The sequence below is a fragment of the Streptomyces sp. NPDC048436 genome, assembly GCF_043200355.1.
Classification (GTDB): Bacteria; Actinomycetota; Actinomycetes; order Streptomycetales; family Streptomycetaceae; genus Streptomyces.
Genome location: NZ_JBICXP010000001.1, coordinates 1297092 through 1322542 on the forward strand (window position 1 = coordinate 1297092; position 25451 = coordinate 1322542).

Genomic DNA, 25451 nt, shown 5'->3' on the forward strand with positions numbered 1-25451 from the left:
GGCTCCTTCGGGAAAAGTCACGTGGGTGGGCGCGCGGCGGCCCGGTGGTGCGGGTGCGTGGATGTACGCGGGGGTGGCGCCGCGGCTCACGGCCGTACGGCGGCGGCGGTCAGCGCGAACAGATCGCGCTGGAAAGCCTGCACAAATCGACGTGCAGACGCGCAACGAGCAGCATGCCCGGCATCTTGTCGCTCACGTCGAGGGGAACCATGCGGTCATCGTATCGATTCCCGGTCCGGGTACTGGAATGTGATCTCACATGGTGGATGATTCGCGTCCAGTACGTGGATGAGGCCCTTATGCCGGGGATGCGCGCCGCCCTCCGGGCCCAGTACGCCGCTCAGTACGCCGGGACGACCCGCACCTCTTCCTCGGTGACCTCGCCGTCCACGATCCGGTAGGAGCGGAACTGGAACTCGCCCGCGTCGTCGGTGTCGGCCGTGGATACCAGGACGTAGTGCGCGCCCGGCTCGTTCGCGTACGTGATGTCCGTCCGCGAGGGGTAGGCCTCGGTCGCCGTGTGCGAGTGGTAGACGATCACCGGGTCCTCGTCGCGGTCGTCCATGTCGCGGTAGAGCTTGAGGAGGTCGGCCGAGTCGAACTCGTAGAACGTGGGTGAGCGGGCCGCGTTCAGCATCGGGATGAACCGCTCGGGGCGGCCGGTGCCCGCGGGCCCCGCGACCACGCCGCAGGCCTCGTCGGGGTGGTCCTGGCGCGCGTGCGCGACGATCTGGTCGTGGAGGGCCTGGGTCAGGGTCAGCATGGGAGCCAGGATAAGCAGAAGGGCCGGCCCGTACCGAGGAGCGGTACGGGCCGGCCCACATGCTGGGACGGAGTGTTACGGCACTACTTCGCCGCGTCCTGCGGCTCGGCCTTGTCGCCGCCCTTGCCAACGCCGGACTGCGGGGCCCGGCGCTGCATGACGAGGTAGCCGACGCCCAGGATCAGCGCCCAGACGGGGGCCGCGTAGAGGGAGATCCGCGCGTCCTTGTCGATGCCCATCATCACGATGACCATCGCGATGAAGGCGAGCGCGAACCAGCTCGTGTACGGGGCTCCCGGCGCCCGGAAGGTGGACTGCGGCAGCTCGCCGCGGTCGGCCTTGCGGCGGTACTTGATCTGGCAGACCAGGATCATGATCCAGGCCCACATGCCGGAGATGGTGGCGAAGGAGACGACGTAGTTGAACGCCTCGCCCGGCCACTGGTAGTTGATCCAGACGCCGACCAGCATCAGGGCCGCGGAGAAGGTGGTGCCGACCAGGGGCAGGCCGTTCTTCGTCAGCTTGGTGAAGAACTTGGGGCCCTGGCCGTTCAGCGCCAGGTCGCGCAGCATGCGGCCGGTGGAGTACATGCCGGAGTTGCAGGAGGAGAGCGCGGCCGTCAGGACGACGAAGTTGACGATCGCTGCGCCGACGCCGAGGCCCATCTTGTCGAAGGCGGCGACGAACGGCGAGACGCCCGGCACGAACTGCGTCCACGGCACGACCGAGAGGATCATGATGAGCGCGCCGACGTAGAAGACGGCGATGCGCCACGGCACGGTGTTGATCGCCTTGGGCAGGACGGTCTTCGGGTCCTTGGACTCGCCCGCGGTCACGCCGACCAGCTCGACGGCGAGGAAGGCGAACATCACGATCTGCAGCGTCATCAGCGTGGAGCCGATGCCGTTCGGGAAGAAGCCGCCCTGGTCCCAGAGGTGGGTCACGGAGGCGGTGTCACCGGCGTCGGAGAAGCCGATGGTGAGGATGCCGGCGCAGATGAGGATCATGCCGATGATCGCGGTGACCTTGACCATCGAGAACCAGAACTCGAGCTCGCCGAAGAGCTTCACGGAGATCAGGTTGGCGCCGTACAGGACGACCGTGAAGATCAGTGCGTACGCCCATTGTGGAATGGAGTCGTGCGTCCAGAACTGCATGTACTGGGCGGCGGCCGTGACTTCCGTGATGCCGGTGACGACCCAGAAGAGCCAGTACGTCCAGCCGGTCACGTACCCGAAGAAGGGGCCGATGAATTCACGCGCGTACTCCGAGAAGGAGCCCGACACGGCGCGGTACATGAGCAGTTCGCCCAGGGCCCGCATGATGAAGAAGATGACGAGGCCCGCGATGGCGTACGCCAGGATGAGGCTGGGACCGGCCTTGTGGATGGCCTTGCCCGCGCCGAGGAACAGGCCGGTGCCGATGGCACCGCCGATCGCGATCATCTGGATCTGCCGGGCTCCGAGCCCGCGCTGATATCCCTCGCCGGACGCGCCGGACGAGTTGGCCTGACCGGCCTCATTGCCGTCGTGATGCTCTTCGACCTGCACTGAGGTCATGGTGACGCCTTTCTCCATGCTGATCCGCGCCCGCAGTCTGCGTGATGGCCGCGGATCAGGTCCTGATCCCCCCGGATATGGATGGAGTGCTGCCGGCGGTCTGCCGGCCCGAGCGCCATCGGTGACATGGGTGGCGTCACCGAGTGGTCGTGAAGATTTATCACGGCCGCAACAGTGCGCGAATCAGCCACGTGTGGCCCACACCACGAGAAGAAGCGGACAAAAGTCCCTCGCCGCATCAAATGCGGGCAATGAAGTGACACGATCGTTATCCGGATTTGAGCGTCCGCTGAGCGAACGTACGGTAACAAGTGCCCCGTACATCGACTTCGTACGTCAGACGCGTCAGGTGCGTCACGTCTACGCGATGAGCGTGCCGACCAATGTCTCCTGGAGCCCGCCGAGCCAGAGGTAGGCCATCACCATCGGCTTGCGCGGATCGGAGTCCGGCAGCCGGTAGAGCAGGTCCGTGTCGTCCTCGTCGGTCACTTCGAGGCGGGCGCCGATCGCCAGGCGAAGGTCGTTGAGCGCGCCGAGCCAGTGCCGCGACTCGTCGGCGGACAGCTTCAGGACGGCGCCGCCCTCGTCCTTCGACGTCATGGCGTCCAGGCAGCGGATCACCACCACGGCGTCGTCGCGCTTCTTGGCCCGCAGGTCGTTCTCGGTGAAACGTCTGAACTCCGAGGAGTACGCCCGAAGTTCGTCCCCATCGGCCTTCTCGCTGCCGGGGCCGCCGTAGGCGTCCGGCAGCAGTCGCTGGAGGACCGGGTCGGTGGGCGGCTCGCTCGGGCCCTCCGCGAACAGCTCCGCGAGCGGGTCGTCGGACGCGTCCTCGGCCGGACCCGGACCGATCAGCTCCAGGAGCTGCACGGCGAGGGAACGGATGATCGAGATCTCGACCTCGTCGAGCGCGACGGCCGCGCCGCCCCCGGGAATCGCTTCGAATTGTCCTGGCATCAGATGCGTCGCTACTTCCGGTCCTGCTGGAGGGTGGCCCAAAGGCCGTACCCGTGCATGGCCTGTACGTCGCGCTCCATCTCCTCGCGCGACCCGGTGGAGACCACGGCCCGGCCCTTGTGGTGCACGTCCTTCATCAGCTTCGTGGCCTTTTCCTTGGAGTATCCGAAGTAGGACTGGAACACATAGGTCACGTAACTCATCAAGTTGACCGGGTCGTTGTGGACGAGCGTGATCCATGGGACGTCCGGCTCCGGGACGGCGAAGGTCTCTTCGGCCGATTCCGGGCGGGTGATCTCTGAGGGAGCCGTACTCACTCGCCCCATGCTGCCACCTGAAGGGCGGCCTCGCACAAATGGACCCAGGAAATCGTCAGAGTGACGAGATGCGGGGTAGCATCCTTCACATGAACACAGCGGACCTTGGGCTGCCGGTGGATGTTCCGTCGACAGCGCTCTTCACGGATCACTACGAGCTCACGATGCTGCAGGCCGCGCTGAAGGCCGGCACCGCCGACCGGCGCTCCGTCTTCGAGGTCTTCACGCGCAGACTGCCCGAGGGCCGCCGCTACGGAGTGGTGGCCGGAACGGGCCGGGTCCTGGACGCCGTCGAGAACTTCCGCTTCGACGCCGACGTCATCGGATTCCTGCGCGAGCGCCGCGTGGTCGACGAGGCGACTCTGGAGTGGCTCTCCTCGTACCGCTTCAGCGGCGACATCTGGGGCTATCCGGAGGGCGAGGCCTACTTCCCCGGCTCGCCGATCCTGCGCGTCGAGGGCTCCTTCGCCGAGTGCGTGCTCCTGGAGACGGTGATCCTCTCCATCCTCAACCACGACTCGGCGATCGCGGCCGCCGCCTCCCGGATGGCCTCGGCCGCCGGTGAGCGCCCGCTGATCGAGATGGGCGCACGGCGTACGCACGAGCTGGCGGCCGTCGCCGCCTCGCGCGCCGCGTACGTGGGCGGCTTCACCACCACCTCCGACCTGGCGGCGGGCTTCCGCTACGACATCCCGACCGTCGGCACCAGCGCCCACGCCTTCACCCTGCTGCACGACAACGAGCGCGACGCGTTCCAGGCCCAGGTCGACTCCCTCGGCCCCGGCACGACGCTGCTCGTCGACACATACGACGTGACCGAAGCCGTCCGTACGGCCGTCGAGGTGGCGGGGCCCGAGCTCGGCGCCGTGCGCATCGATTCCGGGGACCTGCTCCTGGTCGCGCACCGGGTGCGTCAGCAGCTGGACGAGCTCGGTGCCACCAAGACGAAGATCGTCGTCACCTCCGACCTCGACGAGTACGCCATCGCCTCGCTGGCGGCGGCTCCCGTCGACGCGTACGGCGTGGGCACGCAGCTCGTCACCGGCTCCGGGCACCCCACCTGCTCGATGGTCTACAAGCTGGTGGCCCGCGCCCATTCGGCGGACCCCAAGGCCGCGCTGCACCCGGTGGCCAAGAAGTCGCTGGGCGCCAAATCGTCCGTCGGTGGCCGCAAGTGGGCCGCGCGGCGCCCCGACGAGCACGGCGTCGCCGAGGCCGAGGTGATCGGCACGGGCCCGGTGCCGGTGGAGCTCGCCGACCACCAGCTCCTCGTCGAGCTGGTCAAGGGCGGCGAGGTGGTGGCGCGCGAGCCGCTGGACGCCGTGCGCGACCGGCACGCGGCGGCACGGGCGCGGCTTCCGCTGTCGGCCGCGCAGCTGTCGAAGGGCGAGGCCGTCATCCCGACGGAATATATCTGAATACGGCTGAATACGGCCGAATACGACTGCTGATGCGCCGGAGCGGAGGGCCGGGGTTCGAACGCCCTCTCCCGCAACTCGGTTGAAGTCTCTACGCTCGGTCCATCCGGCCGAGTCCCCCCATGCCTGTACGCCTACGAGTCTTGCCGAGCCGAAGGACACCCGATGCGCCGCGCTCTGATCGTCGTCGATGTGCAGAACGACTTCTGCGAGGGCGGCAGCCTCGCGGTCGCGGGGGGCTCCGACGTGGCCGCCGCGATCACCGAGCTGATCGGCCAGGCTCCGGCGGGCTACCGCCACGTGGTGGCCACCCGCGATCACCACGTCGAGCCGGGCGACCACTTCTCGGACCGGCCCGACTACGCCCGCTCCTGGCCCCCGCACTGCGTGGCCGGGACGGAGGGGATCGGGTTCCACCCGAACTTCGCGCCCGTGGTCGCCTCCGGGGCCATCGACGCCGTCTTCGACAAGGGGGCCTACTCCGCCGCGTACAGCGGCTTCGAGGGGGCCGACGAGAACGGCGTCATGCTGGCGGACTGGCTGCGGGAGCGCAAGATCACCGAGGTGGACGTGGTGGGCATCGCCACGGACCACTGCGTCCGCGCCACCGCGCTCGACGCGGTGCGGGAAGGCTTCGGCGCGGTGGTCCTGCTCGACCTGACCGCGGGTGTCTCCAAGGAGACGACCGAGCGGGCCGTCGAGGAGCTGCGGGCCGCCGGGGTGGAACTCACCGGGAAGCCGGTCCTCTGAGCCTGCGGTAGGACTCAGAGCGGCCCTGGGACCCCCTCAGACACTGGACGCGAGGAAGCTCCCCTGACGCTTCAGGGCTCTGATCGGGTGCCACAGCTCCGCCGCGCGGTCCGGCGCCGTGCGCCATATGAGGCCGTCCGGGTGGTGCAGCACCGCCGTGACCTCGTCCGGCGTCGGAGGCTCCGCGTTGCCCCGCAGATACACCGCCCGCAGGCCGAGGTTCCGCAGGCGTGTCAGCGCCCTGGCGCGGTTCACCGCGTGGACGATCATGCGGACGTCGCCGCCGCCGGCTGTGGGGCTCGGCAGCGTCATCGCCACCACCACAGTGCCGTTCGGCAGCTTGCAGAAACCTCCTGCGGACATGGTTGGTCACACCCCCGTGAGACGTCGTACGAGGCCCTCGACCCGAAACGGGCCGGGCCCCGTGTCAATAAGAAATCCACTGGACGCACCTAAACACGATCGGCCGCCGCCCGCTAGGGGGCAACGGCCGATCATGGCTTGACCTGCGAAAACGCGAATTACTTCACCGACGGACCCACCTGGACCGTGATCGTCGAGCCATCCTTGGGCTGCTTGACGATCTTGATCTGAGTGTTGGTGTCAGCGACCTTGACACTTCCCGTGGGGTTCGTCTCGTACCAGTAGGTGCCCTTGTGGTCGTCGAAGACCGGGACACCCTTCTGGGACTTGATCTTCAGCGCGACGTCCGCGTTGTGGAGCGTGAAGGCGTCGGTCGCGAACTTGCTGAACGGTGCGTCGAACGGCTGGATCTTGTTGCGCAGGATCGTGCCGTCCTTCCACTTCAGCGGCGTGGCGTGCGCGTCCACCGGCAGGATCAGGCCCTTGCCGGGGTGCGCGCTGGTGTTGTTGTCCTTCTGCGAGGTGTCCCACTGCCAGACCATCAGGCCGGTCTGGTACGCGTAGTGCTCCACCCAGTCCGGACGGGACTGGGAGAAGCCGAAGTTGTACGGGCCGACCTCAAGGGTCTTGTCGTACGACACGTACTGACGGTTCTCGGCGAGGTAGTACTGGTCGTAGTTCTTGGTGAAGGACTCGCCGATGCGCGAGAAGCCCTTCGCCGTCCAGCCGTTGTCGCCGCCCTCGGCGCCGTCCTCGAAGACCTTGGCACCGTCCGCGGTGACCGCGAGCGCGTCGGCCGTGAAGCCCTTGCCGCCCGCACCGCCGTCCGTCGAGTAGCGGAAGCGGAGGTCGATCTTCTTGCCCGCGTACGCGTCGAGCGGGAACGCGAGCTTCTTGTACGCGCCCGACGCACCGGTCAACGCGGGCTTGTCACCGGCGTCGCGCGGGATGGGCTTGCCGTCCGCGGTGCCGTCCACGGGCGTCCAGTTGGCGCCGCCGTCCGTGGAGACCTCGGTGTAGAGGTAGTCGTAGTTGGCCTCGATGTCCCACCAGCCGTCGAGCGTGAGCGCGGCCTTGGACTTGCCGGTCAGGTCGACCGAGCGCGTCAGGGTGTTCTTGAGGTCGTCGCCCTGGTCGCTCCACCACTGCTTGGAGCCCTCGGTGGGCTTGGTGACCGTGGTGGTGACGGCCTTCTTCGGCAGGTCGACGACGAGCGCCTGACGGTGCCGGGTGTTGTACTCCGAGACCCCCAGCTTGTGCTCCGAGGTCGTCGCCGCCTTGGCCTTGGCGTAGTCGAGCCAGCCCAGCTGGAACTTGTCCCAGGCGGTCATGTCGCCCGGCAGGTCACCGATGGCGTCCTTGCCGGTGCCGAGCCAGGAGCCCGCCGACATCAGCGACCAGAAGCCGACCGAGTTCTCGCCCTTGCCCGAGGTGTCGTACAGGTCGGGCAGGCCCAGGTCGTGGCCGTACTCGTGGGCGAAGACGCCGAGGCCGCCGTTCTCCGGCTGCATCGTGTAGTCGCCGACCCAGATGCCCGAGTCGCCGATCTGCGTGCCGCCGGCCTTGTTCTCGCCGGGGCCCGTGTTGCCCGCGTCGTTGCCGTACGCGTACCAGCGGTGCGCCCACAGGGCGTTGGTGCCCTCGGCGCCGCCGCCGGCCGACTCGTCCTCGCCCGCGTGCACGAGCTGGAAGTGGTCGATGTAGCCGTCCGGCTCGTTGAAGTCGCCGTCGCCGTCGAAGTCGTAGCGGTCCCAGAGGTCGTACTTGGCGAGGTCGGCCTTGATCTGGGCGTCGGTCCTGCCCTGGGCCTGCTGGTCCTTGGTCCAGGCGGTGACGCCGTCCTTCACCGCGTCCCAGACGTTGGGGCAGTTGGTGTCGCCGCAGTAGTTGGAGCCGTACCGCGCCTCGTTGTAGTCGACCTTGACCCAGTCGGAGACCTCGCCGTCGACCGAGTAACGGCCGGACGAGGTCTTCTCGTAGTAGGTCTTCAGGGAGTGCTTGGCCTTGCCCTTGGCGTCCTTGCCCTCACCGAAGTAGAGGTCCTGGAAATGCTTCTGGTTGTAGTCCTTCTGCCAGGCCGTGCTGTTGTCCTTCGCACGGTCCGGCTTGGCTATCGTGTTGTGCGCAGGGCCTGCCTTGCCGCCGTACTTCTTGACCGGCGCCTCGGGCCCTTCCGGGCCGTCGGGGTCGTACATGGTGGTGTCGTCCACCTTGTCCCCGAACTCGACCAGGATCGTGAAGATCTTGTCGGTCTTCTCGCGGCCCAGCTCGACGTACTTCTTGTCGTCGAGCTTCACGACCTGCGAGCCGCCGCGCTTCTGGATCTTGGCGTCGCCCTCGATGACCTGCTGCAGGGCCGCCTTGCGCTGCTGGGCCTGCTGCTTGCTGAAGGGCCCGTCGAGGTCGTGGTCGACCTGCGCCTTGGCCCGGCTGGGGTCCTGCCGGTCGATGGCGGGAGCTCCGGTGGGCCCGCTGTCCTCGGCCGATGCGGTGGCTGCCGAGAACGTGGCGGCTGCCGCGGCCATCGCCACGGCAGCCGCGGTGGCTCTGAACGTCCGTCTTTTGACTGTCACTTGATGCTGTCCTCCCCGGCGTCCGCGCGGGCGGACCGAAGACCCGGTCGGAGGAGGTCCGCGCGCGATACGCGTCACAAGTGACGACATTCGACCGGAGATACGGGAGAAAAGACAGACCTTGACTTGAACAGGCCAAGTGCACTATGCAGACGCGGAGGTCCGCTATCCGGACACGCGCGCCCGCCCGCGGGCATGGTCAACAGGCGCGCCGCACCGTCCACTTAGTGGACGTCATGAACCCGTGCGCCCCCTGTGCTGCGGCACCGTGGGTTAGGTCACGCTTACCGCCCGTTCCCGTCGGGCATGCAGCGGAATAGAGTCAATCGACGGTGCGCTGCAGCGCGAGGCGATACTTCTCAAGTCGCCGCAGCCGGGCGCCCTTTGATTCGTACTACAGCTTCACATTGGGTACGACCACCCCCGCATCCGCTGTCCCGAGGACGGAATACGCCATGCCTCGTCCCATGCCGCTGCCTCGTCCCACCCCCGCCCAGCTCGCCTACGGCTCCCTGACCGTGGTCTTCTCGACGCTCGCCATGCTGCTGCTGTCCCAGACGAGCTCGGGGCCCGGGGTCGCGGTGATAACGGCCGCCGCGCTCGGCCTCGGCTTACTGGTGGCGATGACGGTGCCCCAGCCGAAACCCGCGGCCTCGCCCGCCGCACGCGTCGCCCCCGCCGCCCGCGCCGATGCGGGGCGCGTCCCGCACCAGCGCGCCGCCACTCCCGTACTCGCCGATTCGGTACGCGAACCAGCGGGCCCGTGAGGTTCACGAGCCCGCTGGTTACGCCGCTGTCGCCGCCGCCGCGGCTGCCGTCCTTCGCCGTCAGCCGGTGCTGACCACCACGGTCTTGGCCGCCTTGTCGTGCAGGCCCTGCTTGTAGGGCTTGTCGAAGAAGCTCCAGCCGCCGCAGATCGCCGTCCAGATACAGGCGCAGCAGAACGCGAACGGCAGCCAGAGGACGGCCGCGCGGACGAGCGCGGTCTGCAGGGTGGGGGTCGCCCCGTCGTTGAGGTTGGCGACCCGCAGCCCCAGCCACTTCTTGCCGAGGGTCTGACCCGTCCTTGAGATCATGAAGCTGTCGTACGCGATGTAGAGCACGGCGGCGAGCAGGGACTGCCCGAAGCTCTTGCCGTACTCGACCTTGTCCGGGTCGACGTCGAGCTCGCTCGTGCCGAAGGCCCAGGAGAGCAGCCAGACGATGACGCCGACGATGATCATGTCGAGGATGCGGGCGAGGACGCGTTTCCCGCTCTCCGCCAGGGGCGGCATCCCGGCGAGGGGGTCCTGCCCCCCGAATCCCCCGCCTCCGTAGGGGTCTCCTCCGCCTCCTCCACCGCCGTACGGAGGGGGTGGCGGGGGCGTGCCGTACGGGGAGCCGGTGCCGCCGCTGCCCGGCGGGGGCGGGTCGTAGGGGGAGCCGGTGCCGCCGCTGCCCGGCGGGGGCTGCTGTTTCTTGAAGGGGTCGTTGTCGTCGGGGGGCGGCGGGTATTGCGGCGGTTCGGTACTCATGGGGTGAGTCGACCGCGTGGGGGTGGGGTTCGCATCCGGCGAGCGGCTGTCCGGGTTAAGCCGGTTCCGCTTTCCGCGGGGGGACCCTCACAACGGGCGTGGCCCGGCTGCGGGCCGGTGGGGGCCGTTTGGCCCGGCGCTCCGCGCCGGATGTTTCCCACCCACCCACCCGATCACCCCGCGGTACAGGGGCACCCCTGGTCCCGCGGGTTCCTGGCCGATGCGGGTCATCGGGCAGGAGCACCCGCGGGCAGTCGCCGCGCCTACAGTTCCCGGCCGATGCGGGGTAATCGGGCGGGTGGGCGGGAGAGGTCCTGCGGTGCGGCTGACGCGGGAAGCGGGACATACCAGGGGCAGGCTGTAACTGCCCCCAACGGCGCCTGACCGATGCCGGGTGCTCGGGCGGGTGGGCGGGAGAGGTCCTGGGGTGCGGCTGATGCGGGAGGCGGGACATACCAGGGGCAGGCTGTAGCTGCCCCCAACGGTGCTCGGGTGGGTGGGCGGGAGAGATCCTGCGGTGCCGCCGCTGCGGAGTGGCGGGACAGGGCAAGGCGCGGAGGCAGGCCGCTCCGGCTAGCCCGCGACGAACGTGCGCGCCGCCTTGTCATGCCAGCACTGGCGCCATGGCCGGTCGAACAGACCCCACAGCACGCCCACGACCCCGATCAGCAACACACCCGGCACCACATAGACCAGCCACCGCTTCAACGCCGCCCCGAACGACGGCGCCTCATGCTCGCCCATGTCGCGTACCTGAAGCCCCAGCACCTTCTTCCCCAGCGTGCGACCCCACTTGGCCGTGGGAAGCACCTCGTAGAGAACGCCGAAGAGCAGCAGCACACCCAGGACCATCCCCAGGTAGCCCGCCGTCGTGCCGTCCAGCAGCCACACGGTGACCTTCTCGCCGGACATCTTCGCCGCGTCGATCTTGCTGTCGACGTGATCGGCGGCCTTCGTGCCCAGCGGCAGCGCCACGGCTCCGGTCACGACCGCGAGGATCACCGAGTCGATGAACCGCGCGGCGAACCGCCTGCCGAGCCCCGCGGGCCGCCCCGCCGCCTGGCTCTGCGCCATCGCGAGGAACGGGTCGCTGGCCACCGGCTTCCACGGCACGACCGGCTGCTGTTGGCCACCGTCACCCTCGGCGAGCTGGTGGACCTGCTGTGCCCACGAGGGCGAACCGCCACCGGGCCCCGACGTCACCGGCGAGGCAACGCCGCCCTGCTGCGGGACGGTTGGCTGAGCCGGCGCGGGCGAGGGGGCAGGGGCGGCCGCCTGGGGAGGTACGGAGGTCTGCGGGGGCGCCGGGCTCTGTGCCGCGGCGCCGGACGGCTTCGGGCGGAGCGCCCGGATCGCCATGGTGCCCTCGGTGGCGGGCGACGCGGCGGTGGGGCTCACCGGCCCCGAAGGCCTGCGGAACGTCACCGTGCCGTCGGTCGGGGGCTGCGGCTCGGGCGGCGTACCGGATCCGGTCGGTGCGGCTGCCGCGCCCGCCGCGCGTGACGCGCCCGGCTTGATCGCGCGGATCTGCACCGTGCCGGGGCCGCCCGTCTCCGGGGAAGGCGAGGCCGGGACGTCCGCGGCGGCCGGCTCACTCGGCCCGCTCGGCATCCGGGGGTCCCGCGGATCGCGCACGCCCGGCGCACTCCGCTGCTCGGGAGCGCCGGAGCCGCCCCACGAGACCCGGCGCTCCTGCTCGCCGCCGAGCCCCGTCTGCCGAGCCGCGTCCGCCTGCCACGCGGAGGCGGGCTCGGGCCTGGCCCCGTGCTGCGCGGCGTCGGCATCCGATGCGGCATCGGGCTGCGGCATCGGCTCCTCGTCGAAGAAGACCGGCCCGGTCTCCTCCACCGGCGGTGCCGCCGCGGGACCAGGAGCGGGCGCGGGCGCGGGCGCGGACCCCGCTCCGGGGGGCACCGGCAGCGATTCGCCGTCGGTCGGAGCCGGACGGCTCGTACCGGGCACCCAGGCCGAGCCGTTCCAGTACCGGACATATCCGGGAATGGACGGATCGGGGTAGTAGCCTTCGCGGGGCCTGTCGTCGCCTGGGGCCGGAGTTGGGGCGCTCATGTCCGTCGTCCCGTATCTGCTCGGGGGTCTTTTGAGGGCTCCACATCTATCAGACCTCCGCCTGTGCCTGTGCGGCTCCCGCCCTACAGACCACTATCCGGGCACAGTTCAACCACGTACGGAAAAAGTCTCCGGAACCCGCGTAACGCTCCGCCCGCACCGCGCTCTCTCCTTGCACGGGTCCGCTCCAGGACCCCGGAACAAGGAAGGAACCGTACCGACATGCACACCGTGGTGGAACGCGAGCTCGAGCTCAAACTCGTCCTGTCGCCGGAACGCGCCATCCCCGTCCCGGCCCGCCTCTCCTATCGCACCGACGACCCCTACGCCGTACACATCGCCTTCCACATCGGCTCCGAGCACCCGGTGAACTGGACGTTCGCCCGTGAGCTCCTCGTCGAGGGGGTGTTCAGGCCCTGCGGGCACGGCGACGTACGGGTCTGGCCGACCAAGGTCGAGGGGCGCAGTGTCGTCCTGATGGCGCTGACTTCACCCGACGGCGACGCCCTCCTGGAGGCGCCCGCGCCCGCCGTATCGGCCTGGCTGGAACGGACCCTGCGGGTGGTACCTCCGGGCTCTGAGGCGGAGCAGCTCGGCATCGACGACGGCCTGGCCGAGCTGCTGACACCGACTCCGGCCGACGACCTCTGGCTGCGCGACCCGTGGCCTTCGGACGAGTCCAAGGACGGTGAGTGAACTCCGCCGCCACGGGGGCGAACGCGGAGCCGTACGGAGACTACCGGCGTCAGAACAGCTTGCCCGGATTGAGGAGGGAGAGCGGGTCGAACGCCGCCTTGACGGCGCGCTGCATCTCCACTCCCACCGGGCCGATCTCGCGTGCCAGCCACTCCTTCTTCAGGACGCCCACGCCGTGCTCGCCGGTGATCGTGCCGCCGAGTTCCAGGCCGAGGGCCATGATCTCGTCGAAGGACTCGTGGGCGCGTCGGCCCTCGTCGGGGTCCGCCGCGTCGAAGCAGACGGTGGGGTGCGTGTTGCCGTCGCCCGCGTGCGCGCAGACCCCGATCGTGAGGCCGTACTTATCGGCGATGCGGTCGACGCCGTCGAGCATGTCGGCGAGCTTCGAGCGCGGCACGCACACGTCGTCGATCATCGTCGTGCCCTTGACGGCTTCGAGCGCGGTGAGCGACAACCGCCGTGCCTGGAGCAGCAGTTCGGACTCCGCCGCGTCCTCGGCAGGGACCACCTGGGTGGCGCCCGCGGCCTCGCAGAGCGCGCCGACGGCGGCGAGGTCGGCGGCGGGGTCCGGGGTGTCGAAGGCGGCGAGGAGCAGCGCTTCGGTGGTCTCCGGGAGTCCCATGTGGGCGAGGGCGTTGACGGCCTTGATGGTCGTACGGTCCATCAGTTCAAGGAGTGAGGGGACGTGCCCCCCTTCCATGATCTTGCATACGGCGTCGCAGGCGTCCTTGGCCGAGCCGAACTCGGCTGCCAGGACGAGCTGTTGGGGAGGCTGCGGCTTCAGGGCGAGGATCGCGCGGACGACGATGCCGAGGCTGCCCTCGGAGCCGACGAAGAGGCGCGTGAGGTCGTAGCCCGCGACGCCCTTGGCCGTGCGCCTGCCGGTGCTCATGAGCCGTCCGTCGGCGAGGACGACGTCGAGGCCGAGCACGTACTCCGCCGTCACGCCGTACTTCACACAGCACAGGCCGCCCGACGCGGTGCCGATGTTGCCGCCGATCGTGCAGGTCTCCCAACTCGACGGGTCCGGCGGGTAGTAGAGCCCCTGTTCGTTCACGGCGCGGGAGAGCGTGGCGTTGACGACGCCCGGCTCGACGACCGCGATCCGGTCGACGGGGTTGATCTCCAGGATGCGGTCCATCTTGACCAGGGACAGCACGATGCAGCCCTCGCTGGCGTTCGCGCCGCCGGAGAGGCCCGTGCGGGCGCCCTGGGGCACCACGGGGATCCGTAGCTCGGTCGCCGTGCGCATGACGTGCTGGACCTGTTCGACGGTGCGCGGCAGGACGACGACGGCCGGAGTGCCCGCGTCGCAGAAGCTGGCCATGTCGTTCGCGTACGAGGACGTGATGTCGGGGTCCGTGAGGATGGCGTCGGCGGGGAGGCCGTCGCTGCCTTCGCTGCCCTCGCTGCCCTCGCGGAGGAGTTCGATGAGTGTGCGGCTCATGATCACAGCCTCGCACCCGGGGCCATCGGTGTGAACCCGTGTGCGACGCCCATCCGCGTGCCGGGATGTGCTCGTCGTATTGACGCACAGTAATCCCATGGATACCGAGACCGCGTCCGTGCCCGTGCCCGTGGCGAAGAAGGCCCCCGCCGTGCGGCGCGCGCTGATCGCCTCCGTCGCCGGGTGCGTGGTGCTCGGCGGCGTGGCGGTGTTGCTGCTGCCCGACACGGACGGCGACGCGGCGCCGCCCGCGCTCGGTCCTGCCGGGCGGGCGATGGCGGCGGCGGGCGCCGGGGCGCCCGCGTCGTTGCCGGACCTCTCCGTGCTGATCGGTGAGCGGGAGGCGCACGTGCAAAAGCATCCCGGTGACGACCAGTCGTGGGCGGTGCTCGGGGCCGCCTACGTCGAGCGGGGAATGCGGACCGCGGACTCCGCGTACTACCCCAGGGCCGAGCGGGCGCTGCGTACGTCCCTGAAGACGCATCCGCGGGGGAACGTGGAGGCGCTGACGGGCATGGCGGTGCTCGCGAACGCACGGCACGACTTCCGCGGGGCGCGGAAGTGGGCGGAGCAGGCGGTCGGCCTGTCGCCGAAGCGGTGGTCGACGTATCCCGCCCTGATCGACGCGTACAGCGGTCTGGGCAACGAGAAGGGCGTGACGAAGGCCCTGGAGACCCTCCAGGACCTGCGCTCGGGCGCGTCCGTGATGGCGCGGTCCGGGCAGGTCTACCGGGACCGCGGCTGGCGCGAGAACGCGGCGGCGGCGCTGATGGACTCGGCGGCGCTCGCGGAGCGGCCCGCGGAGAAGGCGGCCTGTCTGCACCGGGTGGGGGAGCTTTCGTGGGAGCGGGGCGAGCCGGCGGAGGCCCTTCGCTACTACGAGGCGGCGCTGGACGCGGACCCTGACCACCACCCCTCGCTCGCGGGAAAGGGCCGCGCGCTGGCCGCCCTCGGCCGTACGTCGGAGTCGTTGCGTGCCTATCAGAGCGCGATGGTGAGGCAGCCGGCGCCGGAGTACGCGCTGGCGCTCGGCGAGTTGTACGCGTCGCTGCGGCTGGCTCCCGCCGCGCAGGCTCAGTACGACGTGCTGCGGGCCAGGGTGAAACAGGAGGGGGTCAACGGCGTCAACGACGAACGGATCCTGGGCCTGTACGAGGCGGACCACGGGGACCCGGAGGAGGCGGTGGACCGCCTGCGGGCGGAGTTCAAGCGCCACCCGAGCCCGGAGGTGGCGGACACGCTGGGGTGGGCGCTGCACCGTTCCGGGAAGGGGAAGGAGGGCCTGAAGTACGCGAGACGGGCGATGGACAAGGGGCCGCGGAGTGCGGTGTTCGCGTACCACCGGGGTGAGATCGAACGGAAGCTCGGCAGGTACGGGGCCGCACGCCGGCACATCGGTGAGGCGCTCCGCATCAACCCGTACTTCTCCCCCCTGCTGGCACCGGCGGCGCGCAAGGCCATGAAGTCCCTGGGCGACCCCCCGGAGGGAGGCCCGGCCCAGATGTACGCCGAGTCCCCATCCGGCGAAACCCCGACCCGCCAGAGCCGGAAGCGACAGCGACGGTAAGGACGGGCACCCGGCGGGCAGGGCTAAAGCGGTGCCGTGCCGATCAGCGCGTTGCGGGTGACCATCGCCGTCAGGTCTTCCTCCCGGAGGGACCCCGTGGTGGGGCGGCGGGGCAGCACCATGTAGCGGGTCTCCGCGCTGGAGTCCCACACCGTGATCTCCGTGTCCGGCGGCAAGGTGAAGCCGAACTCCGCGAGCACCGCCCGCGGTTCACGCACCACGCGGGAGCGATAGGCCTCGCTCTTGTACCAGCCGGGAGAGGGCCCGAGCAGCCGCACCGGGTAGCAGGAGCAGAGCGTGCAGACCACGACGTTGTGGGTGTCCTCGGTGTTCTCCACCACCCGGAGGCGTTGGGGCTGGACGCCGCCCGCGGAGTAGCCGAGTTCCGCCACCGCCGACGTACCGTCCGCCAGGAGGCGCTCCTTGAACTCCGGGTCCGTCCACGCCCGTGCCACCACCCGCGCCCCGTTCAGCGGGGTCGCCCCCGCCAGGAACGCGTCCAGGGCCTCGTCCAGAACCGTCGGACCGATCACCCCGCGTTCCTCCAACAGGGTTTCCAGGGCCCGCACTCGGCGAGAGATCACGGCGTCGGAATGTGTGCCGGACATCAGTCGTCCTCCGGTTCCAAGTAGCTCTCCCACAGGTCGAGCACCACCCCGTGGTCGCCCTCGCCCCACAGTTCCCGCGCGGCGAACCGCACCGCGTACACCTGCTCCACCGGCGCGTCCGACCGCCCCCGCGAGCGGACGTCCGCCAGCGCGTGCCGGCCCTCGGGCTCGACCACCACGCCCCGCTTGCCCCGGGCGTAACGCGGCAGGCGGGTGTGGTGGGTCGGGTCGTGGTGGACGGTGCGGACTCGGGCTCCGGAAACGAACCGGTCACTCATCCGGCTCACCCACCGCCAACACGCCCTTGCGCTCAAGCAGCACCCGGATCGCGTGGAACCACCGCTCGTAGTACGAAGCCGCCAGGTACTCACCCGGCGGCATCGTCTCCACGGCGTCCCTGAACTCGTCCAGGTTGTAGACGCCCTCCCGCACCAGCGCACTGTTGAGCGCGAACACCCGCGCCTCCCAGTCCGCGTGGAAGGGCTCCGCGTCGTCGGTGGTGTCGATGGGCCCGAAGCCCGTCATCCCGCCGACGTCATTGATCCTGGCCATTCCCGCACTTTAACCAGCAACCCGGTGGTTCGCCCCTACAGATTGCCCCGCTTTTCCTGCTCCCGCTCGATCGCCTCGAACAGCGCCTTGAAGTTGCCCTTCCCGAAGCCCATCGACCCGTGCCGCTCGATCATCTCGAAGAAGACCGTCGGCCGGTCCTGGACCGGCTTGGTGAAGATCTGCAGCAGGTAGCCGTCCTCGTCGCGGTCCACGAGGATCTTCAGCTCGCGCAGGGTCTCGACGGGGACACGCGTCTCGCCCGCCCACTCCCCCAGCGTGTCGTAGTACGAGTCCGGGGTGTCGAGGAACTGGACGCCGGCCGCGCGCATGGTGCGTACGGACTCCACGATGTCGTTCGTGGCGAGCGCGATGTGCTGGACGCCCGCGCCGCCGTAGAACTCCAGGTACTCGTCGATCTGGGACTTCTTCTTGGCGATGGCCGGCTCGTTGATGGGGAACTTCACCTTCAGGGTGCCGTCCGCCACCACCTTCGACATCAGCGCGCTGTACTCCGTCGCGATGTCGTCGCCCACGAACTCCTTCATGTTCGTGAAGCCCATGACCTTGTTGTAGAAGGCGACCCACTCGTTCATCTTGCCGAGCTCGACGTTGCCCACGCAGTGGTCGATCGCCTGGAAGGTCCGCTTGGCGGGCGGCTCGACGATCGGCGACGCGGTCTTGAAGCCGGGCAGGTAGGGGCCGTCGTAGCCGGTGCGCTCGACCAGCGTGTGGCGGGTCTTGCCGTACGTCGCGATGGCGGCGAGCACCACCGTGCCGTTCTCGTCCTTGACCTCGTACGGCTCGGTGAGACCGCGGGCGCCGTGCTCGACGGCGTACGCGTACGCGGCCCGCGCGTCCGGCACCTCGATGGCGAGGTCGACGACGCCGTCGCCGTGCTCGGCGACATGCCCCTCTATGAACTGGCCCCACTCCGTGGAGGCCTTGATGACGGAGGTGAGGACGAAGCGGGCCCCGCCGTTGGTCAGGACGTACGAGGCGGTCTCACGGCTGCCCGTCTCCGGACCGGCGTACGCGACGAGCTTCATGCCGAAGGCCGTCGAGTAGTAGTGGGCCGCCTGTTTGGCGTTGCCCACGGCGAAGACGACCGCGTCCATTCCCTTGACCGGGAAGGGATCGGCCTCGCGCGCGGTGTGGGGGGTGGTGGCGATGGGCTGGGTGTTCGCGGTAGCTGCCATGTCCGCAGGCTCCCGCCGTATCGCAAGGTGCGCAATAGTTCGCGAATTTGGTGGGCAAACTGACCAGTAGACGGCCAGTATGAGCGGGCTATCTGTACATGATGACCACCCCGGAAGCGGAGAAGAGCGCACCATGGCGATCGATCAGCTGGACGGCAGGCTCATCGTGCTGCTCGCCCGGGAGCCCCGTATCGGCGTCCTGGAGGCGTCCCGACGCCTCGGTGTCGCGCGCGGGACCGTGCAGGCCCGGATGGACCGGCTTCAGTCGAACGGAGTCATCCGCGGCTTCGGCCCGGAGGTAGACCCGGCCGCCCTCGGCTACCCCGTCACCGCCTTCGCCACCCTGGAGATCAAACAGGGCCAGGGCGCCGACGTACGGGCGCATTTGGCGACCGTCGCCGAAGTCCTCGAACTGCACACCATCACCGGCCACGGCGACATGCTCTGCCGTCTCGTCGCCCGTTCGAACGCGGATCTCCAACGTGTGATCGACCGGGTAGTGGGTTTTGATGGCATCGTCCGGGCCTCCACGGCGATCGTCATGGAGAACCCTGTTCCGCTGCGGATCATCCCGCTGGTCGAACAGGCGTCAGAAGACACCTGATGCGGGTAGGTAGGGAAACGAACACGACGTACGCAGCACGCGGGCGCCTGGAGACTCCCGGCGCCATCTGAACCGCGCCTGGGCGAGGTGAGCAGTTCAGTGAACTTCTGGGACTACCTCGGCAACCGCCACCAGCAGTTGCTGGCGGATGCCTACCAGCACGCCAGCGCAGTCTTCCAGTGCATGGTCGTGGCGACCGTCATCGGAGTACTGATCGGCGTCGTCACCTACCGCAGCGAGTGGGCGGGCAACCTGGCGACGACGGCGACCTCCACCATCCTCACCATCCCCTCGCTCGCCATGATCGGCCTGCTGATCCCCGTCGTCGGCCTCGGTGTCGCGCCGACGGTCATCGCGCTGACCCTCTACGGCCTGCTCCCCATCGTGCGCAACGCCATCGTCGGCCTGCGCGGGGTCGACCCCTCCCTGGTCGACGCGGCGAAGGGCATCGGGATGTCGCGCGCCGCCCGGCTGATGAGGGTGGAGCTGCCGCTCGCCTGGCCGCCGATCCTGACCGGCATCCGTGTCTCCACGCAGATGCTGATGGGCATCGCGGCCATCGCCGCGTACGCGTCGGGCCCCGGCCTCGGCAACGAGATCTTCCGCGGCATCGGCTCGCTCGGCAGCAAGAACGCGCTCAACCAGGTGCTCGCGGGCACGCTCGGGATCATCATCCTGGCGCTGCTCTTCGACGCCGCGTACGTCCTGATCGGCCGGCTGACGATCCCGAGGGGTATCCGTGTCTGAGACCACCGCGACGTCCGGCGACGGCGCGACGACCGAGGCCGCGGCGGGCCCGGCCGCGAACGCCACCACCGGGGCGACGATCGAGCTGGAGAACCTCACCAAGCGCTATCCGGGCAGCAACGAACCCGCGGTGGACAGCGTCAACATGGAGATCAAGGCGGGCGAGATCGTCATCCTCGTCGGCCCGTCCGGCTGCGGTAAGTCGACCACGCTCAAGATGATCAACCGGCTCATCGAGCCGACAGGGGGACGCATCCGCATCGGCGGCGAGGACGTCACCGACATGGACCCGGTGAAGCTGCGCCGCAAGGTGGGCTACGCGATCCAGTCGTCCGGGCTCTTCCCGCACATGACCGTCGCCCAGAACATCGCCCTCGTACCGAAGATGGTCGGCTGGGGGAAGTCGCGGATCAAGTCCCGGGTCGAGGAGATGCTCGACCTCGTCGGGCTCGACCCGGGCGAGTTCCACGGACGCTATCCGCGCCAGCTCTCCGGCGGCCAGCAGCAACGCGTGGGTGTGGCACGGGCGTTGGCGGCCGATCCGCCCGTGCTCCTGATGGACGAGCCGTTCGGCGCGGTCGACCCGATCACCCGCGACCATCTCCAGGACGAGCTGATCCGGCTCCAGCACGAGCTGCACAAGACGATCGTCTTCGTCACGCACGACTTCGACGAGGCCATCAAGCTCGGCGACCGCATCGCGGTCCTGCGGGAGCGCTCGCACATCGCGCAGTTCGACACCCCGGAAGCCATTCTCACCAACCCCGCCGACGACTTCGTGTCGGGGTTCGTGGGCGCGGGGGCGGCTCTCAAGCGGCTCAACCTCACCCGCGTACGTGATGTGGAGATCGCCGACTTCGCGACGGTGACCGTCGACGACCCGCTCCAGGACATCTTCGACAAACTGCGGGAGAGCGGCACGAACGAACTGCTCCTCCTCGACAAGCGCGGCCGCCCCTACAAGTGGCTCCGGCGCGGTGACCTGATGCGCGCCAAGGGGTCGCTCGCCCGCGCCGGGACCCTCGTCCACGACACGGTCACCCGCGACGCCACGCTGCGCGACGCGCTCGAAGCGGTCCTCACGGACAACGCGGGGCGGGTCGCGGTCACCGGGCGGCGCGGGGAGTACACCGGCGTCGTGGACATGGAGACCCTGATGAACTCCGTGCACGAAATGCTGGAGGCCGACCGGCTCGACGCCATGGAGCACCAGCATGACCTGGAGGCGCAGCGCGCCGAGCTGACCCACCACGAGCAGGAGGGCGTCGGAGGGGAGTCGAAGGCGTGAACGGCATCCCCGGGAGCAACCCCCGGCCCCCCGACCACAAGCCGTCCCTCGGCGTCACCCCCGGTGACACCCCCAGTGACACCCCCAGTGACACCGTCGGTGACGGACCCGGTGACGGACCCGAGATCCGCCCCGCGGGTCCCCCGCCGGACACGCCGAGGACGCGGCGCATCAGCTGGCAGAAGCTCACGTTCCTGCCCGCGGTGCTCGCGCTTGTCCTCCTGATCACCTGGTGGTGGTTCGAACAGGCCGACCTGGACGCGATCAGCAAGAACGCCCTCGCGGGCGGCAACGTGTGGCTCAGACTGCGCCAGCACATCCAGCTCACGGTGATCTCCACCTTCTTCGTGCTGATCATCGCGATCCCGCTGGGCATCCTGCTGACCCGAAAGAGGCTGCGCAAGGCGGCGCCCGCCGCGATGACCGTGGCCAACATCGGCCAGGCGACCCCGGCGATCGGCCTGCTCGCCCTCCTGGTGATCTGGATCGGCATCGGCGAGAAGGCGGCCCTGATCGGCATCATCATCTACGCCGTCCTGCCGGTCCTCTCCAACACGATCGCGGGCCTGAACGCCAACGACCCGACCCTCCTGGAGGCCGCGCGCGGCATCGGCATGTCGGCGTGGGGAGTCCTCGGAAAGGTCGAACTCCCGCTGGCCGTACCGCTGATCCTCGCGGGCGTGCGCACCGCGCTCGTACTGAACGTGGGCACGGCGACGCTCGCCACGTTCGGCGGTGGCGGCGGCCTGGGCGACCTGATCACCACCGGGATCACCAATCAGCGTATGCCGGTGCTCATGCTCGGCTCGATCCTGACGATCGCCCTCGCGCTCCTGGTGGACTGGCTGGCGTCCCTGGCCGAACTTGTCCTGCGTCCGCGCGGGTTGGAGGCAGGGTCATGAGGCTTACGTTGCGTACGGCGGCCGTCGGTGTGCTGGGCGGCGCCCTGCTTGTGAGCTGCGGGCTCACCAGCGGCAGCCCGATGGTCGACGACGTCAAACCGGGCACGATCGGCAAGGGGCTGCCCCTGAAGGGCGCCGACCTGACCGTCGCCTCCAAGGAGTTCACCGAGCAGCTGGTCCTCGGCGCGATCATGGGCATCGCCTTCGAGGCCGCGGGCGCGGACGTCCTTGACCGGACGGGCATCCAGGGCTCGATCGGCGCCCGCGAGGCCATCAAGAGCGGCGACGCGGACGCCATGTACGAGTACACGGGCACCGCCTGGATCACGTACCTCGGCAACTCCGACCCCATCGACGACCCGCAGAAGCAGTGGCAGGCGGTGCGTGACGCGGACCTGAAGAACGGCGTCACCTGGCTGCCGCCCGCCTCGCTCAACAACACCTACGCGCTCGCGACCAACCGGAAGAACGAGGCCAAGTACAAGACGAAGACCCTGTCCGATGTGGCGGCCCTGTCGAAGAAGGACCCGAAGGCGGTCACGCTGTGCGTGGAGAGCGAGTTCTCCTCGCGTGAGGACGGTCTGCCGGGCATGCAGAAGGAGTACGGGATGAAGATCCCCAACTCCAACATCACCAAGATGGACACCGGGATCATCTACACCCAGGTCTCCAAGGGGTCGTGCACGTTCGGCGAGGTCTTCACCACCGACGGCCGCATCAAGGCGATGAACCTGGCGGTGATGGAGGACGACAAGCACTTCTTCCCCAATTACAACGCCGCTCCGGAGATCAACACCGACGCGCTGAAGAAGCACCCGGAGATCGCGGAGGTCCTGGCCCCCATCACGAAGAAGCTGAACAACAAGATCGCCCAGGAACTGAACTCCAAGGTGGATGTGGAGGGGCAGGATGCGCATGAGGTGGCGAAGGACTGGTTGATCAAGGAGGGGTTCGTCAAGGAGTAGCTCTGGCGGGGGACCTCCAGAAGTTACAAAGACTCCGTTGCAGAGAAAGCGTTGCAACGGAGTCTTTGCATGTCTACTCTGACAGGCATGACGGACGGCACGGCGGACCCCGAGAACCCAGAAAATCCCGAGGACCCAGAGAACCCCGAGAATCCCGAGGACCGGAAGGTCCATACGCTCACCCCGCGCTCCCTGCGTGGACTCGCGCACCCCCTGCGCATGCAGCTGCTCATCTCCCTGCGGCGCGAAGGACCGGCGACCGCCTCCCAACTGGCGGCCCGCCTGGGCGAGTCCAGCGGCGCGACGAGTTACCACCTGCGCCAGCTCGCCGCGCACGGCTTCGTCGAGGACGCGCCGGGCCGGGGCAAGGGCCGCGAGCGGTGGTGGCAGTCGGCGCACCAGGGGACGCGCCTCGACGAGTCGCTCATGACCGACCCCGACCCGACGGTGCGCGGCGCGGTCGCCGTCTACCTCCACGAGGTCGCGACGTTCCACGCCACGGAAGTCTCCACCTGGATCGGCACACAGCACGACTGGTCCACGGCGTGGACGGAGAGCTCCGACATCAGCGACTACACCCTGCGTCTGACGCCCGAGCTCACCGCCGAACTCGGCGGCAAGATCAACGAACTCATCGAGAGCTACCGCCCGTTGGCGGTCGACGAGGACGCTCCCGGCTCCGCCAGGGTGCGCCTGCACACCCACGTCTTCCCGACGCGCCCCACCGAGTGAAAGGCCTCAGCCATGCACCCCGACATATACCTGACGCTGCACCACGCCCGGGCCGCCGACCTGCACGCGGCGGCGCCCCCGCGCCCGAACCGCCCCCACCTTCGTACTCAACTCGGCTGGACCCTGGTCGAGTTAGGGCTTCGCCTCGTCAGCAGCTCGGAACCTTCCCGCCCCGGTCCAGGGAACGCAGCGCGTCAACCGTGTCCTTCAGTGTCGTGACCGGGATCAGCCGCAGCCCCTTCGGCTTCTCCGCCTGAGCGTCCTCGCACTCGGCCTCCGGGACGAGGAAGACACTCGCCCCGTCCCGCTTCGCCGCCTGCGTCTTCATCGAGACACCGCCGACCGGGCCGACCTTGCCGTCGGCGGAGATCGTGCCGGTGCCGGCGATGTTCCGGCCGCCCGTCAGGTCCTTGCCGCTGCCGTTGCCGTCGAGGAGGTCGATGATGCCGAGGGAGAGGAAGAGGCCCGCGCTGGGCCCCCCGATGTTGCCGAGATCGACCTCGACCTTCGCCTTGTCCGTGCCGTCCACACCCTCCGCCTTGAGGTAGGCGAGCGCGGACTGCGTGGCCGTGTCCTGGGACTTCTTCATGTCGCCGAGGTTGTGCTTCTCGACTTCCTTGACGTCGTTGCCGGTGGGGTACACCGAGTCCCTTGGCATCACGGAACGGTCCGTACGGAACCACCCGTCCACGACATCGCCCAGGCTCACGTCCATGTCCGGCCCTGTCGCGACGATCGTCGTCATCCGCAGCTGCCCGCTCGTCTCCCGGGTGGGCGCACCGGTGACCGTGATGACCGGCTTGCCCTTGTACTCCCCGAGCACGTTCGCCGTAGACCCCGGCTGAGCCACAGAAAAGGGCAACGGCACGAACCCCGCGACGGCGAGCAGCGCGATCACGGGGACGGCACAGACGGCGAGGGCCTTGGGGCGCGTGAGACGAGAGAGGGAGAACACGGGATCAATCTAACGTGCGAAAGAAGCGCCGAGCCTTCTGTCCGGCGTCGGATGACATTTCAGCCCGTCCGGCGCTTGAGGACGAACACGGCGAAGCCGGTGATGCAGTTCTCAGCCCGTCCGGCGTTTGAGGACGAGCTCGGCGCAGCCGGTGACAGGGGCGGCGCCCAAGAGAACACCGCCCGCCCCCGCGGTCTCAGCGCAACGCATCGGCAACCTCCCGAGCCGCATCCACCACCCGCGCCCCCACCCGCTCCGGCACGGCGTCCGCCAGCATGACGACCCCCACGCTCCCCTCAATGCCGGTGACGCCCACCAGCGCGGCGGCGGCCCCGCTCGCGCCCGCCTCCAGCTCGCCGTGCGTCAGCGCGTAGCCGGGGTCGGTGGCCAGGCCCTGTCGGGCGGCGAGGATGGCGCGCCCCGCGGCGCCCCGGTCCAGGGGATGGCGGAAGCCCGTGCGGTACGCCACGTGGTAATCCGTCCAGGTCGGCTCCACGACGGCTACGGCGAGGGCCTCGGAGCCGTCGACCAGCGTCAGATGCGCCGTGGCCCCTATGTCCTCGGCGAGGGAACGCAGCGCCGGCAGCGCGGCCTCCCGCACCAGCGGATGCACCTGGCGGCCGAGCCTCAGCACCCCGAGGCCGACCCGGGCGCGACCGCCCAGGTCACGGCGGACCAGCGCGTGCTGCTCAAGGGTGGCGAGGAGGCGGTACACAACGGTGCGGTTCACACCGAGCTTGTTCGACAGCTCGGTGACGGTGAGCCCGTGATCGGTGTCGGCCAACAGCTTGAGGACACGCAGTCCTCGGTCGAGCGTCTGGGAAGTCTCCGCGGTCACGACGCCCACTCCTTAGGTGAGGGTCGACGGCCCCTTTACGCGGCGGTTGCGTCGCCGGTCCCGTGGGCGACGC

Annotated in this window: 27 protein-coding genes; 11 read left to right on the forward strand and 16 right to left on the reverse strand. The window is 69.3% G+C overall.

Annotation, left to right across the window (positions count from 1 at the left end; all coding sequences use genetic code 11):
* Window positions 1–109: 109 nt before the first annotated feature.
* From ACGFX9_RS05915 to clpS, 5 genes are all read right to left on the reverse strand, one after another.
* Window positions 110–211, reverse strand: a complete 102-nt coding sequence (locus ACGFX9_RS05915) for a putative leader peptide (protein ID WP_393465121.1) — start codon at window positions 209–211, stop codon at window positions 110–112.
* 129 nt (window positions 212–340) lie between these two features.
* Window positions 341–763, reverse strand: a complete 423-nt coding sequence (locus ACGFX9_RS05920; RefSeq protein WP_393465124.1) for a Mov34/MPN/PAD-1 family protein — start codon at window positions 761–763, stop codon at window positions 341–343.
* 83 nt (window positions 764–846) lie between these two features.
* Window positions 847–2322 carry an amino acid permease gene (locus tag ACGFX9_RS05925; protein ID WP_393465127.1) on the reverse strand — a complete coding sequence of 492 codons (1476 nt, stop codon included), beginning with the start codon at window positions 2320–2322 and terminating at the stop codon, window positions 847–849.
* A gap of 360 nt (window positions 2323–2682) precedes the next feature.
* On the reverse strand, window positions 2683–3279 hold the full coding sequence (locus tag ACGFX9_RS05930) for a DUF2017 domain-containing protein (RefSeq protein WP_393465130.1): 597 nt from the start codon (window positions 3277–3279) through the stop codon (window positions 2683–2685).
* Between the two features lie 11 nt (window positions 3280–3290).
* Entirely contained in the window at window positions 3291–3605 is a 315-nt protein-coding gene (gene clpS, locus ACGFX9_RS05935; RefSeq protein WP_393465133.1) for an ATP-dependent Clp protease adapter ClpS, read from the reverse strand.
* A gap of 80 nt (window positions 3606–3685) precedes the next feature.
* Between clpS and ACGFX9_RS05940 the strand changes: the two genes are divergently transcribed.
* Complete coding sequence (locus ACGFX9_RS05940) at window positions 3686–5014, forward strand: nicotinate phosphoribosyltransferase (RefSeq protein WP_393465135.1); 1329 nt, start codon at window positions 3686–3688, stop codon at window positions 5012–5014.
* Window positions 5015–5179: 165 nt separating this feature from the next.
* Window positions 5180–5764, forward strand: coding sequence for a nicotinamidase (locus tag ACGFX9_RS05945; protein WP_393465138.1), 585 nt, complete (start codon window positions 5180–5182; stop codon window positions 5762–5764).
* Between the two features lie 36 nt (window positions 5765–5800).
* Here the strand turns inward: ACGFX9_RS05945 and ACGFX9_RS05950 are convergent, their stop codons facing one another.
* Window positions 5801–6127: a hypothetical protein gene (locus ACGFX9_RS05950; protein WP_393465140.1), complete on the reverse strand. Its 327-nt coding sequence runs from the start codon at window positions 6125–6127 to the stop codon at window positions 5801–5803.
* Between the two features lie 158 nt (window positions 6128–6285).
* Window positions 6286–8700: an immune inhibitor A domain-containing protein gene (locus ACGFX9_RS05955; RefSeq protein ID WP_393465143.1), complete on the reverse strand. Its 2415-nt coding sequence runs from the start codon at window positions 8698–8700 to the stop codon at window positions 6286–6288.
* A gap of 473 nt (window positions 8701–9173) precedes the next feature.
* Here ACGFX9_RS05955 and ACGFX9_RS05960 point away from each other — a divergent pair, with 473 nt between their 5' ends.
* A complete protein-coding gene (locus ACGFX9_RS05960) occupies window positions 9174–9467 on the forward strand; it encodes a hypothetical protein (protein WP_393465685.1) in 294 nt (97 codons plus the stop codon).
* A gap of 60 nt (window positions 9468–9527) precedes the next feature.
* Here the strand turns inward: ACGFX9_RS05960 and ACGFX9_RS05965 are convergent, their stop codons facing one another.
* Both ACGFX9_RS05965 and ACGFX9_RS05970 read right to left on the reverse strand, forming a co-directional pair.
* Window positions 9528–10214 (reverse strand): RDD family protein, encoded by a 687-nt coding sequence (locus tag ACGFX9_RS05965; RefSeq protein WP_393465146.1) that lies wholly within the window; start codon window positions 10212–10214, stop codon window positions 9528–9530.
* Between the two features lie 573 nt (window positions 10215–10787).
* Window positions 10788–12281, reverse strand: a complete 1494-nt coding sequence (locus tag ACGFX9_RS05970; protein WP_393465148.1) for an RDD family protein — start codon at window positions 12279–12281, stop codon at window positions 10788–10790.
* 222 nt (window positions 12282–12503) lie between these two features.
* Between ACGFX9_RS05970 and ACGFX9_RS05975 the strand changes: the two genes are divergently transcribed.
* Window positions 12504–12977: an SsgA family sporulation/cell division regulator gene (locus ACGFX9_RS05975; protein ID WP_393465151.1), complete on the forward strand. Its 474-nt coding sequence runs from the start codon at window positions 12504–12506 to the stop codon at window positions 12975–12977.
* 49 nt (window positions 12978–13026) lie between these two features.
* On the opposite strand, the gene ACGFX9_RS05980 is transcribed toward ACGFX9_RS05975, so the two are convergent.
* Window positions 13027–14424, reverse strand: coding sequence for an FAD-binding oxidoreductase (locus tag ACGFX9_RS05980; RefSeq protein WP_393465154.1), 1398 nt, complete (start codon window positions 14422–14424; stop codon window positions 13027–13029).
* 97 nt (window positions 14425–14521) lie between these two features.
* On the opposite strand from ACGFX9_RS05980, the gene ACGFX9_RS05985 reads away from it, so the two are divergent.
* The gene (locus ACGFX9_RS05985) at window positions 14522–15991 is read left to right on the forward strand and encodes a tetratricopeptide repeat protein (RefSeq protein ID WP_393465156.1); all 1470 of its coding nucleotides are present in this window, start codon (window positions 14522–14524) and stop codon (window positions 15989–15991) included.
* Window positions 15992–16014: 23 nt separating this feature from the next.
* On the opposite strand, the gene nthA is transcribed toward ACGFX9_RS05985, so the two are convergent.
* From nthA to hppD, 4 genes are read right to left on the reverse strand one after another with little or no spacing between them, the layout of a single operon-like run.
* Window positions 16015–16599 carry a nitrile hydratase subunit alpha gene (gene nthA / locus ACGFX9_RS05990; RefSeq protein ID WP_393465159.1) on the reverse strand — a complete coding sequence of 195 codons (585 nt, stop codon included), beginning with the start codon at window positions 16597–16599 and terminating at the stop codon, window positions 16015–16017.
* Entirely contained in the window at window positions 16599–16877 is a 279-nt protein-coding gene (locus ACGFX9_RS05995; RefSeq protein WP_393465162.1) for an SH3-like domain-containing protein, read from the reverse strand. Before ACGFX9_RS05995 ends, nthA begins: the two co-directional genes overlap by 1 nt.
* Window positions 16870–17151, reverse strand: coding sequence for a hypothetical protein (locus ACGFX9_RS06000; protein WP_393465165.1), 282 nt, complete (start codon window positions 17149–17151; stop codon window positions 16870–16872). Before ACGFX9_RS06000 ends, ACGFX9_RS05995 begins: the two co-directional genes overlap by 8 nt.
* Window positions 17152–17186: 35 nt before the next feature.
* Window positions 17187–18347 carry a 4-hydroxyphenylpyruvate dioxygenase gene (hppD, locus tag ACGFX9_RS06005; protein WP_393465168.1) on the reverse strand — a complete coding sequence of 387 codons (1161 nt, stop codon included), beginning with the start codon at window positions 18345–18347 and terminating at the stop codon, window positions 17187–17189.
* A 133-nt stretch (window positions 18348–18480) separates the two neighbouring features.
* Between hppD and ACGFX9_RS06010 the strand changes: the two genes are divergently transcribed.
* The 6 genes from ACGFX9_RS06010 to ACGFX9_RS06035 all read left to right on the forward strand — a co-directional run bounded on the left by ACGFX9_RS06010 (window position 18481) and on the right by ACGFX9_RS06035 (window position 23585).
* Window positions 18481–18951, forward strand: coding sequence for an Lrp/AsnC family transcriptional regulator (locus ACGFX9_RS06010; protein ID WP_393465170.1), 471 nt, complete (start codon window positions 18481–18483; stop codon window positions 18949–18951).
* A 99-nt stretch (window positions 18952–19050) separates the two neighbouring features.
* The gene (locus tag ACGFX9_RS06015; RefSeq protein ID WP_393465688.1) at window positions 19051–19698 is read left to right on the forward strand and encodes an ABC transporter permease; all 648 of its coding nucleotides are present in this window, start codon (window positions 19051–19053) and stop codon (window positions 19696–19698) included.
* A complete protein-coding gene (locus tag ACGFX9_RS06020) occupies window positions 19691–20986 on the forward strand; it encodes a betaine/proline/choline family ABC transporter ATP-binding protein (protein ID WP_393465172.1) in 1296 nt (431 codons plus the stop codon). The genes ACGFX9_RS06015 and ACGFX9_RS06020 overlap by 8 nt, the downstream gene beginning before the upstream one ends.
* 125 nt (window positions 20987–21111) lie before the next feature.
* Window positions 21112–21888: an ABC transporter permease gene (locus ACGFX9_RS06025; RefSeq protein ID WP_393465692.1), complete on the forward strand. Its 777-nt coding sequence runs from the start codon at window positions 21112–21114 to the stop codon at window positions 21886–21888.
* Window positions 21885–22853, forward strand: coding sequence for a glycine betaine ABC transporter substrate-binding protein (locus ACGFX9_RS06030; protein ID WP_393465175.1), 969 nt, complete (start codon window positions 21885–21887; stop codon window positions 22851–22853). The genes ACGFX9_RS06025 and ACGFX9_RS06030 overlap by 4 nt, the downstream gene beginning before the upstream one ends.
* Before the next feature lie 69 nt (window positions 22854–22922).
* Window positions 22923–23585, forward strand: a complete 663-nt coding sequence (locus ACGFX9_RS06035) for an ArsR/SmtB family transcription factor (RefSeq protein ID WP_393465177.1) — start codon at window positions 22923–22925, stop codon at window positions 23583–23585.
* A gap of 148 nt (window positions 23586–23733) precedes the next feature.
* Here ACGFX9_RS06035 and ACGFX9_RS06040 read toward each other — a convergent pair whose 3' ends face one another.
* Complete coding sequence (locus tag ACGFX9_RS06040; protein WP_393465180.1) at window positions 23734–24540, reverse strand: S16 family serine protease; 807 nt, start codon at window positions 24538–24540, stop codon at window positions 23734–23736.
* Between the two features lie 196 nt (window positions 24541–24736).
* Window positions 24737–25378, reverse strand: coding sequence for an IclR family transcriptional regulator (locus tag ACGFX9_RS06045; RefSeq protein ID WP_393465182.1), 642 nt, complete (start codon window positions 25376–25378; stop codon window positions 24737–24739).
* Between the last annotated feature and the right edge of the window lie 73 nt (window positions 25379–25451).